Origin of the sequence: Streptomyces sp. NPDC056160 (assembly GCF_042268205.1) — a bacterium.
Lineage (GTDB): Bacteria > Actinomycetota > Actinomycetes > Streptomycetales > Streptomycetaceae > Streptomyces.
Genome location: NZ_JBHJUW010000001.1, coordinates 163,293 through 174,180, shown reverse-complemented (window position 1 = coordinate 174,180; position 10,888 = coordinate 163,293). Strand labels below are relative to the sequence as shown.

Below are 10,888 nucleotides of genomic sequence, written 5' to 3'. Positions count from 1 at the left end.
GTCGTGGACCAGTCTGGCAGTGCGGCCGCCGCGTACCGGCATCCGTGGGACGCCGGGGCGTCCGGTGGAGTTCCCCTGTCCGGTCAGGACGACCCTTTCGGGTTGATGTTCGGGTCGAGAGGATGTTTTCCACCGGCCGCGAGTTCGAACTCCGCGCGGGGATGTTCCAGCGAGCCGAGGGAGACGATCTCCCGTTTGAAGAGGCCGGCCAGCAGCCATTCGGCGAGGACCTTGGCTTTGCGGTTGAAGGTGGGCACCCTGCTGAGGTGGTAGGCGCGGTGCATGAACCAGGCCGGGTAGCCCTTGAGTTTGCGCCCGTAGATTTGTGCGACGCCCTTGTGCAGTCCGAGGGAGGCGACCGAGCCGACGTAGGCGTGCGCGTACGTCTGGAGGGGTTCGCCGCGCAGGGAGCGGGCGATGTTGTCGCCGAGGACCTTGGCCTGCCGGACCGCGTGCTGGGCGTTGGGGGCTGTTTCCTTGCCGGGTTCGGCGGCGGTGACGTCGGGGACGGCGGCGGCGTCTCCGGCGGCCCAGGCGTGTGCGACGCCGTCGACGGCCAGTTCGGCGGTGCACTTGAGGCGACCGCGGCCGTCGAGGGGAAGATCGGTGGCGGCCAGGAGGGGGTGCGGTTTGACGCCGGCGGTCCACACGACCGTGCGGGTGGGGAAGCGCCGGCCGTCGCTGAGGACGGCGACGCGGTCGGCGCACGACTCCAGACGGGTGCGCAGGAGCACCTGGATGTTGCGGCGGCGCAGTTCGGTGACGGTGTAGCCGCCCATCTCCTCGCCGACCTCGGGCAGGATCCGGTCGGAGGCCTCCACGAGGATCCACTTCATGTCCTCGGGGCGGATGTTGTGGTAGTAGCGCGCGGCGTAGCGGGCCATGTCCTCCAGTTCGCCGAGCGCTTCCACGCCTGCGTATCCGCCGCCGACGAAGACGAAGGTCAGGGCCGCGTCGCGGATCGCGGGGTCGCGGGTGGAGGAAGCGATGTCCATCTGTTCGATGACGTGGTTGCGCAGGCCGATGGCTTCCTCGACGGTCTTGAAGCCGATGCCGTGGTCGACGAGGCCGGGGATGGGCAGGGTGCGCGAGACGGAGCCGGGCGCGAGGACGAGTTCGTCGTACGTCAGGCGGTCGGTGCCGCCGCTCTCCGCGGTGGCGAGAGTGGTGAGGGTGACGGTGCGGTGCGCGTGGTCGACGGCCTTGACCTCGCCCGCGATGACGCGGCACCGGTCGAGGACGCGGCGCAACGGGACGACGACGTGCCGCGGGGAGATCGCGCCGGCCGCCGCCTCGGGCAGGAACGGCTGGTAGGTCATGTAGGGGTCGGGCGTGACGACCGTGATCTCGGCATCACCCCGCGCCAGCTCCTGTCTCATCCGCCGCTGCAGGCGCAGGGCCGTGTACATCCCGACGTAGCCGCCGCCGACAACGAGAATGCGCGCACGTTCCTTCACCATCCCATGACGCACCCGTGACTCTCGTTTGTCCACAGCCCCGGCGTTTTGTGTGACCGGCGGGCGGTACGGCGCGGGATTGGCCGGATCCCCCGGTGCTGGGGCGGGTACCCAGGTCAGCGGGGGTGAACGGGGGTTCGGAAAGGGTCGCGATGCGGACGTGGGCGGCTCATGCTCCGATCGGGGGGCGTTCCGTGCGGAACTGCCCCTTCTGAATTGACTCCCTCTCAACTATGTTCGTGTGTCGACGGGGTGCAGGAAATGGGGATGTGGTCGAACGGGTCCGCGGGTCCCACCGGATCTCGCAGGGCGGGCTCGGTCGTGCGCGGTCCCCGTCGGGTGCATCCCGCGTTCAGTGGCGGGGAGAGTCTCCGGGGGGAGACGTCATTACCGGGGGATCAGTTATGCACATTCAGGACACTCATTGGTCCACCGCGTCCGCCGTCGCGTCCGGCGGCGGGGCGATGGGCACGGCGGCGGGCGCGGGGCGCGGGGAGGAGTCCCGGGCGGTGCGGACCACACCGCTGCGTGTGGACGCACAGCGCAATCTGGAGCACGTGCTGCGGGCGGCGCGCGAGGTCTTCGGCGAGCTGGGCTACGGCGCGCCGATGGAGGACGTGGCCCGGCGCGCCCGGGTCGGGGTCGGCACGGTGTACCGGCGCTTTCCGAGCAAGGACGTCCTGGTGCGCCGGATAGCCGAGGAGGAGACGTCCCGGCTGACCGATCAGGCGCGGGCCGCGCTCGGCCAGGAGGACGAGCCGTGGTCGGCGCTGTCCCGCTTCCTGCGGACGTCGGTGGCGTCCGGCGCGGGCCGGCTGCTGCCGCCCCAGGTGCTGCGGGTCTCGGTCGCCGAGGAGCGGGCCGACGAGGGGGCCGGGGCGGACGGCGCGCGGGTGCCGCAGCAGCGGACCGAGCCGGGCGCCGGTGAGCTGCGTCTGGTGCCCGACCAGCCGGTCGCGCCCGCGCCGGAGGCGGTGGACGACACGGGGGCGGCGGAGCTGCTGGAGGTCGTGGGCCGGCTCGTGGAGCGGGCACGGGCGGCGGGCGAGCTGCGCGCCGACGTGTCGGTCTCGGACGTCCTGCTCGTGATCGCCACGGCGGCGCCCGCGCTGCCGGACGCGGCCCAGCAGGCGGCGGCCTCGTCACGGCTGCTGGACATCCTGCTGGAGGGGTTGCGCTCACGGCCGGCGTGAGCGGGGGCGCGCACGCCGGGGCGATTCCAGCGAGCATGCCCCGTACGGGTGATGCCGGTTCCGCAGGGAGGGAAGTCCCCACGGACGGGTGGAGGATCCTTCCTGCGGAGTCCTGGCGGGGAGCCCCTGTGGCAGCCTGACTCGGTGATCGGGTCGGCTGGGCTGGCGGCGGGGGTTGACGGCGATGGGCGTTGACGGGCGTGAGCCGGTCGGTGGGGACGGCGCGGGCGCCGACAGGCCGCGCCCGCCTCAGGTGCCGGCCCAGGGCGGACCGGCCCAGGGCGGAGCCGCCCAGGGGGGAACGGCCCAGAGCGGCGCAGCCCGGGGCGGACCATCCCGGGCGCCTGGCCAGGGCGGCCCGGCCGACGCACCGCGCGAGGAGGCGCGGCGTGGCGATGTGCCTCGGGACGGTGTGCCGGGTGGTGAGGCGCCGTCTGGCGCGGCACCCTGTGGTGAGGCGCCCCGTGGTGAGGCTTCCACCCGGGAGGTTGGGGTACCGGCGCAGCGCGAGTGGCGTGAGGACAGTGTGCTTCCGCCGCCGCGGGAGGTGCCGCCGTCCGACGCCGAGCTGATCGGCCGGATGCGCACGGGGGACGACACGGCGTACGAGGACCTGTACCGGCGCCACGCCGACGCCGTGCGCCGGTACGCCCGCGGCTGCTGCCGGGACGCCCACACGGCCGACGACCTCACCGCAGAGGTGTTCGCCGCGATGCTCCAGGCCGTGCGCGGCGGTTCCGGTCCCGCCCACGCCGTACGGGCCTATCTGCTCACCAGCGTCCGGCGGGTCGCGGCGCGCTGGACGAAGACCGCACGGCGCGAGCAGCTGGTGGACGACTTCGCCGTGTTCGCGGCGCAGGCGGCCCGTGCCCCCGAGGTGTCCGACGACACGGCGTCCCTCGGCCCCTTCGAAGGGGGCCTGGACCCGGGCGCGGACGTACGGGCGATGCACGAGGCCGAGCGGTCCATCGCCGTGCGGGCCTTCCGCTCCCTGCCCGAACGGTGGCAGGCCGTGCTGTGGCACACCGAGGTCGAGGACGAGTCGCCGAGCGAGGTCGCCACGCTGTTCGGGCTGGACGCCAACGGCACTCGGGTTCTGGCGAGCCGGGCCCGCGAGGGTCTGAGACAGGCCTACCTCCAGGCCCACGTGAGCACGGCCCTGACCGACGACGAGGAGTGCTCCCGCTACGCCGGCCAGCTCGGCGGCTACGCCCGGCGCAAGCTGCGCACCCGCGCCGAACGGGGTCTGCGCAAGCATCTGGCGGAGTGCGCCAGGTGCCGGCTGGCGGCGCTGCAGATCGAGGAGGTCGCGAGCGGCATCCCCGCCGTCGTCCCGGTCGCCGTCATCGGCTGGTTCGGGGCCGCCGGGTACGCCAAGGCACTCGGTCTCCTCGCGGGCGGAGCGGGAGCGACGGGCGCGGCGGGTGCCGCCGCGGTGGGCGGAGGTTCGGGGGGCGCGTCGGCGGGGGCGGCCGGTGGAGCGGGCGGTGCGGCCACCGCTGCCGGGGGCGGTTCCACCGGGGGCGCGGGTGGGGGCGCGGCCGCCTCCGAAGGGCTCGGCGCCCCGGTGAAGGCCGGTATCGCGGCCGGGGTCGTCGCCGTGGCCGCCGCGGCGCTCGCCTTCGCCCTGGCCGGGCAGGAAACCCCGGCCAGGAAGCCGGAGGCGGCACCTCCCCCGGCCCCGGCCGTCGAACCGCAGCCACCGTCGGCCGCCCCGCCGCAGCCGACGCCGAGCCCCCGGCCCAGCCGGAAGCCGCCCGTGCACGCCGCAGCGGCCCGCCCCGCCCCCAGGCCGACGCCCACGCCCGCACCCACGCCCGCTCTTTCACGCAAGCCGTCCCCGAAACCCACGCCGGCCCCCGAGCCTCCTGCTCCGCCGCCCCCTTCACCGACGCCGACCCCGCTGCCGACGCCGCCCGCCCGGGCCGTCTACCGGTGGAGCGAGCTGGACTACGACCTCACCGGTGACGGCACCGGCCCGGAGATGCGCATCGACCGCAGCAGCTGGGTGTGGCAGCGCGACGGCGTGTCGATCGCCGGGAGGCGTTATCCGCACGGTGTGAGCGTCCACGGCGAGTCCTCCGTCACCGTCGAGCTGAACCGCACGTGCTCCGCCTACGACGCGCTGGCCGGTGTCGACGACCTGGCGGCCGGGCTGGGCAAGGTCACCTTCTCCGTGTACGCCGACGGGGTCCGGCTGTGGCACTCCGGCCCCGTCGTCGGGGGCGCTGCCGCCGTCCCGGTCCATGTCGACCTCGCCGGGCACCGGACCGTACGACTGGTCGTCGAGCCGCGCGGCGCCTTCGACGCGGTGCCCCTCGCGGACTGGGCGGAGTCGCGGTTCACCTGCGGGTAACGGGGTGGGCGCGGACGGCCCGGTCGAGTTCGGCGAGGACGTCGTCCGCGGTGAGCGCGGCGCCCCGGGTCCGTTCGGCGGCCAGGCGTCCGGCCGTGAGGGCCGCACGCGCGGCGCCCTCGACGCGCTCGGCCGTCTCGCGCTCGGGCACCAGGCGGGGGCGGCCGCCGCGCCAGCGGTCCGCCGCGGCGAGCAGCCGCACCGCGCGCGCCTGCTCGCCGAGCCGGGCCAGCATTTCGGCGGCGCCGTCCACGAGGGCCGCCGTGACCACCTCCGCGCAGCGCTGTGCGACGGCTGTGCGCAGCGCCTCGGTCAGCAGCGGAAGCCCGTGCCGCGGGCCGTGTTCGGCCGCCGTGACGAGGGCGTCGACCGCGCTCAGCATCGCTTCGAACTGCGGTGGCGGGCTCCCGCGCCGGCTCTCCTGGCGGGCGCCGTCGCACAGGGCCCGGGCGGAGGCCGCCTCGCCGGCGTCCAGGGCGAGCTGGGCGCGCAGGAGCAGGACGAACGCCTGGGAGTCCGCGACGCGGTACTGCTCGGCCGACTCACCGGCCTCGTCCAGGATCCGCAGGGCGCGGGCGCGGTCGCCGGAGCGGTAGGCGATCTCGGCGAGGCGCGCCTGCAGGAACGGGGCCTCGGCATGGGCGCCGACCTCGTGGGCGAGTTGCAGCGCCCCCGCGAACTCGGCGCGTGCCTCCTCCAGCCGGCCGCGGACCATGGCCGCCTCCCCGGCCGCGCTGCACACCTGCGCCCGCATCCAGCGGTCGCCGACGCGGCGGCTGATAAGCCGCAGTTCCGCCAGGTCGTCGTCCACGCCGTGCAGGTTGCCGGGCGAGTCGACGACCAGGTGCGTGCGGAACATGAGGGCCACCCCGGTCTCCCAGTCACCGCCGTACGCACGGCAGTTGGCCACAGCCGCATCCATGGCGGGGCGGATGCCGTCCGCGTGGCTGTACAGGTAGGCGGTCAGCGGCCAGATGAGTCCGGGCATCCGGGCCGCCCGGGGGCCGCCCGCCGCGAAGGAGGACCGGACCAGGTCGACGTAGCGCAGGGTCCGTTCGTCGCGGGCCACCTCCGCCGGCTCCGTCTCCGTCGTCAGGAACAGATGCATCATCCGCACGTCCATGCGCAGTTCGTGCAGCGGATGGTCCGCCTCCCCGTCGGGGTCGGACAGGAAGGCGTCGACGGGATCGATGCCGTCGACGCCCCGGCCCGGGAGCGCGGCGGCGCCGGCCCGGCCGGGCGCGGACGCCGGGCCGGACGCGTCGAGGGCGGCGCCCAGGCGGAGCACGCGGTGGAACCACTCCATGGCTTCCCGGCGGTAGTTGCGCAGCCACCAGAACCAGCCCACGTTCAGGACGAGTTCGCCCGCCGCCCGCTCGTCCCCGGCGGCGAGCGCGCGGTCGAGGGCCGCCCGGATGTTGTCCAGCTCGGCCTCCAGCCGTGCGATCCACGGCAGTTGCGCGGCCGACCGCAGGCGCGGCGCGGCCTCCTCGGCCAGGGCGCGCGCCCACGCGCCGTGCCGCTGCTCGGCGGCGGCACGCAGGCCGGGCACCTCCGCGGCGCGCTCGACGGCGTACTCGTGGATGGTCTCCAGCATGCGGTACCGCATGCCGCCTGTGCCGCCCTCTGCGTCGTCGGCCGGGGTGGCGACGATCAGGGACTTGTCGACGAGCGCGCCGACGAGGTCGGCGGCGGGGCCGGTGCACACGGCCTCGGCGGCGGCGAGGTCCCAGCCGCCCGCGAAGACGGAGGCCTCCCGCAGCATGGTCCGCTCCCGCTCGTCGAGCAGGTCCCAGGACCAGTCGACGACGGCACGCAGGGTCTGCTGGCGGGGCAGGACCGTGCGGCTGCCCGCGGTGAGCAGGCGGAAGCGGTCGTCGAGCCGGTCGGCGATCTGGCGGGGGCTGAGCATCCGCAGCCGGGCGGCGGCCAGCTCGATGGCCAGGGGCAGGCCGTCCAGGCGGCGGCAGATCTCCGCGACGGCCTCCGTGTCGCCGAGCGCGACGGCCGCGTCGGGGCGGACGGCGGCGGCGCGCTCGGCGAAGAGGCGGTGCGCCTGGTCGGGGACCAGGGGCTCGACGGGGCGCACCAGCTCGCCGGGCACGCCCAGCGGTTCCCGGCTGGTGGCGAGGACGGTGAGGCCCGGGCAGCGGGTGAGCAGGACTTCGACGAGGTGGGCCGCCGCGTCGATGACGTGTTCGCAGTTGTCGAGGATCAGGAGTTCGCTGCGCGGTGCGCAGTACTCGACGAGGAGGGCCACCGGATCGTTCTGCGGAGTCACCAGCTCGTTGGTCATCAGGACGGTCTCGCGCAGGCCGAGGGCGCTGACCACCGCGCCCGGCACCGCCTCGGGACGGTCGAGCGGCGCCAGCTCGACCAGCCAGGCCTGGGGAAGCCCGGCGGCGGCTTCCTCGGCGAGGCGGGTCTTGCCGGAGCCGCCCGGTCCGGTGAGGGTGACGAGGCGGGCCCTGTGCAGATCGGAACGGATGGCGGCGAGTTCGGGTTCCCGGCCCACGAAAGAGGTAAGACGCGGACGGATGTTGCCGGTCCGGCCGGGTGCGGGCGGGCGGGGGGTGTGGTGAGCGGCGTGGGACGGGGCAGGAAACGGTTCTGCCGTCACCGGCGCCGCTGCCGCGTCCGGCGCCGCTGCCGCCGCTTCGCCCCCTTCGTCCGCCGGGGCGAGCAGCGCCGCGTGCAGGGCGCGCAGTTCGGGCCCGGGGTCGGTGCCCAGTCCGTCGGCGAGGGCGCGGCGGACCCGTTCGTAGGCGGCGAGGGCGTCGGCGCCCCGTCCGGTGTCGCGCAGGGCGCGGACCAGCAGTGCGTGCAGCGTCTCGTCGTACGGGTGCGCGGCGGTCAGTTCGGTCAGTTCCGGTACGACGTCCACGGCGCGGCCGAGGCGCAGTCGCGCGTCGGCGCGGGCACGTACCGCCTCCAGGCGCAGGGTCTCGGGGCGTGCGGCCGCGGTCCGGTCGGGCAGGTCGGCCAGGGCGGGGCCGTGCCACAGGGCGAGGGCCTCGCCCAGGTGGCGCTCCGCGGTGACCGCGTCCCCCCGGTCGAGAGCGCTGCTGCCCTGTCGTACGAGCCGTTCGAAGGCGAAGAGGTCGACGTCCTCCCGGTCCACGGCGAGCCGGTATCCGCCCGTCTCGGAGCGGATCGCGTCCTTGCCGAGGGCGCGGCGCAGGCGGCCCACCAGGGCCTGGAGCGCGGCGGGGGCGTCCTGCGGCGGGTTCTCGCCCCACACCTCGTCGATCAGGACGTCCGGGCCCGCGGCCCGTCCGGGTCGCAGGGCGAGGGCGGTGAGCAGCGCCCGCAGGCGCCGACCGCCCACGGGTACGGCTGTGCCCCGGTCGTCCTCCGCCTGGGTGACGCCCAGGATTCTGTACTGCACCGGCCCATTGTCGCCGGGTGCGGGGGAACGGGGCACGGAGTTTGCCGCCGCGGGCTCGGGGACGGCGTACGGGATGCTCGACGCCGTCAGGCGCCGGAGGCCAGTGCGCCCCGCTGCGGGACGATGCCCGCGGGTACGGCGCGCGAGCGCGCGGGGGTGCCGGTCCAGCAGGTGCCGCGGCGGGCCAGCAGGCGGCGCAGCCACACTTCCAGGGAGACCAGTTCCGCCAGGCCGTCCAGGGGCAGTGGCTCACCCTCGGCCGCCGCACGCAGCGCCTTGCGGACCACCCGTGCCTCGACCAGGCCGGCCTCGGCGAGCAGGGGTGTGGCGAACAGGGCCATCAGGTCGTCGACGGCCACGCGCAGGCCCGCGCGGGCGGCGACCGCCGCGGGGGCGTGGGTGGGCGCGCCCCAGCCGGTCGGCAGTTCGCCCACCCCGGCGCCCTCCAGGACGGTGCGCAGGATGGCCGCGCGGGCTCCCGGGCGCACGCGCAGCGCCTCGGGCAGCGCCCGGCAGGCACGGACGACCTGGTTGTCGAGGAACGGGGCGTGCAGCCGCTGGGAGCGGATCTCCGCGGCCTGCTCCAGGACCCGTACGTCGGCGGCGTGCCGGGCCAGGGCGGCACGCGCGCGATAGTCGCCGGGCCGCTGCCCCGGGCCGACCCCCGAGCGGTTCGTCGCGCCCTGGAGGCAAACCGATACTTCAGCCAGTGCCTCGCCCGTCAGCCAGCGGGCGGCGGGGCCGGGTCTGGCCCAGGTGAGCGCGGCCAGGGAGGCACCCACCGCCCCCTTGGGCTCCTCGAACCGGCGCTGGAGCAGCCGCTCCGCGAGCACTTCGAGGCCGTCCCGGTACGGCGTCCGGGCGAGCCGCCGCGCCGCGCTGTACACGCGCGCGGGGACCATCACCGACCCGTCGGCCTTGGCCAGCGCGGCGACCGGCCGGACCAGGTGGCGCCGTTTGCGGTCCATGAGCAGGTCGGCCAGGCGCGCGGGGTGGGCGTCGAGGACCTGGCGGGCGCCGTAGCCGGTGAAGTGGTCCGCACTGCCCGACGCGAGGCGAGCCCGGTGCCGTGCCGAGGTCACCAGCGACGGGCCGGGCTCGTCGGTCAGGGGGCCCTCCAGGTCGGCGTACGGCAGCACCTCCTCGCCGCCGGCCACCACCACGTGGTGCAGGCGGGGGTCGGCCGCGAGCGTCCCGGCGCGCTCCAGCTCGGCCTCGCGTCCGCCGACGGCGAGGTCGTTGAAGGTCACGGCCAGCAGGCGCTCCCCGGCGCCGGTGCCGTGGCCCAGGAGGGTGCCGGGGTTGCCGGGCAGGCCCGCCGCCAGCAGCGCGAGGGTGCCCGAGGCGGGGCCGCCGGACAGGTCGGCGCCGATGCCGGGCACCGGCATGCCGCGGGCGGCGCGGCGCTCGGCGGGGCCCATGCCCGGTACCGGCCCGGGGTCGATGTCCGGCACGTGCCGGGGCGCGGAGAGCCGGGCGCGGACGGCATCGACCAGGGCGTCGCGTACCGCGCCGACCGCGCTGTCGGGGTCCGCCGGGGGCGCGGCCACGGCGAGGGAGGCGACCGGCTCGTAGCCCGCGACCTCACGCGCCCCGGCGCGCAGGATCAGTGCATGCCCCGGCGGAATGCGCCGTACGCCGTCGTACGGCGTGGAGTCGTCCAGCGCGGCCGGGACGTCCGGGGCGGCGAGCAGGGCGGCGAGGTGCCCGAAGTCGAGGTTGGCCTCGACGAGGTCGGCCAGCGGCAGCGCGGCCGTCGCGTACGCCGTGCCGCCGGACCAGGGGGTGTGGAACACCGGGCGGGCGCCCGCGAGGTCACCGCAGACGGTGATGCGGCGGCCCACCTGGACGACGGCGGTGTAACTGCCGGGCCAGGCGGTCAGATGACGCAACGCGCCCCCGCGCGCGGCCAGCAGGCCGACCCGCAGCTGTTCGTCGGAGGCGCCGCAGGTGCCGAGCACCGCAATCCTCGTCCGGTCGTCGGCCCGCACGAGCCGGACCTCGTCCGGGCGCCAGTCGCCGACCGCCCACAGCGGGTCGGGGTCCCCCCACAGGAGCTGGGAGCCCACCGGTTGCACGGTCTCGCCGTCGTATCCGGTGGCGCCCGCGGAGCCGATTGCTCCGGTGCCCGCGGCGGCGCTGCTCCATCCCACCAACCACCGCATCGACGCCTCCACGGACCGGGGATCACCAGTGCACCGCACCAACCGGGTCCCATGCTGCCACGAAGGCGGCGCACCGGAGGGGAGGCGGAGCCGCCTTCGACCCAGCGTGCACGCCCTCGCGCGCCCGCCCGCAGGATGGCCGGCCCCCTCGGGCACGCATGGCCAACGCCCGCAGTGGGCACGGACATCACGACCTGAATGCGCCCCCTTATGCGCTCCCCGCGATCCCCCGCGCGCCGTCAACTGCCGTGGTGGGGACGGAAATTCACGGCAGGAGGCAGAGCTGATTTTCAGCCAAATCAGCGCGGCGGATGCGGACGTGCGCCCGA

The 10,888-nt window shown here is 75.7% G+C and carries 5 protein-coding genes; 2 read left to right on the top strand and 3 right to left on the bottom strand.

Annotated elements, in window-relative coordinates:
- Positions 1-83 precede the first annotated feature (83 nt).
- The gene (locus ACFC02_RS00810) at positions 84-1,460 is read right to left on the bottom strand and encodes an NAD(P)/FAD-dependent oxidoreductase (RefSeq protein ID WP_376350249.1); all 1,377 of its coding nucleotides are present in this window, start codon (positions 1,458-1,460) and stop codon (positions 84-86) included.
- 401 nt (positions 1,461-1,861) lie between these two features.
- Here ACFC02_RS00810 and ACFC02_RS00805 point away from each other — a divergent pair, with 401 nt between their 5' ends.
- Both ACFC02_RS00805 and ACFC02_RS00800 read left to right on the top strand, forming a co-directional pair.
- Positions 1,862-2,650: a TetR/AcrR family transcriptional regulator gene (locus ACFC02_RS00805; protein WP_376350247.1), complete on the top strand. Its 789-nt coding sequence runs from the start codon at positions 1,862-1,864 to the stop codon at positions 2,648-2,650.
- A gap of 184 nt (positions 2,651-2,834) precedes the next feature.
- Positions 2,835-5,006 carry a sigma-70 family RNA polymerase sigma factor gene (locus ACFC02_RS00800; RefSeq protein WP_376350244.1) on the top strand — a complete coding sequence of 724 codons (2,172 nt, stop codon included), beginning with the start codon at positions 2,835-2,837 and terminating at the stop codon, positions 5,004-5,006.
- Here ACFC02_RS00800 and ACFC02_RS00795 read toward each other — a convergent pair.
- Both ACFC02_RS00795 and ACFC02_RS00790 read right to left on the bottom strand, forming a co-directional pair.
- A complete protein-coding gene (locus ACFC02_RS00795; RefSeq protein WP_376350242.1) occupies positions 4,993-8,394 on the bottom strand; it encodes a BTAD domain-containing putative transcriptional regulator in 3,402 nt (1,133 codons plus the stop codon). The two genes, ACFC02_RS00800 and ACFC02_RS00795, sit on opposite strands and share 14 nt — an antisense overlap.
- A gap of 86 nt (positions 8,395-8,480) precedes the next feature.
- Positions 8,481-10,559: an asparagine synthase-related protein gene (locus ACFC02_RS00790; RefSeq protein ID WP_376350239.1), complete on the bottom strand. Its 2,079-nt coding sequence runs from the start codon at positions 10,557-10,559 to the stop codon at positions 8,481-8,483.
- Positions 10,560-10,888 lie beyond the last annotated feature (329 nt).

Excerpts from the sequence above, each read along its gene's own strand:
- ACFC02_RS00810 (WP_376350249.1), bottom strand. The coding sequence starts at position 1,460 with ATGGTGAAGGAACGTGCGCGCATTCTCGTTGTCGGCGGCGGCTACGTC.
- ACFC02_RS00805 (WP_376350247.1), top strand. The coding sequence starts at position 1,862 with ATGCACATTCAGGACACTCATTGGTCCACCGCGTCCGCCGTCGCGTCC.
- ACFC02_RS00800 (WP_376350244.1), top strand. The coding sequence starts at position 2,835 with ATGGGCGTTGACGGGCGTGAGCCGGTCGGTGGGGACGGCGCGGGCGCC.
- ACFC02_RS00790 (WP_376350239.1), bottom strand. The coding sequence starts at position 10,559 with ATGCGGTGGTTGGTGGGATGGAGCAGCGCCGCCGCGGGCACCGGAGCA.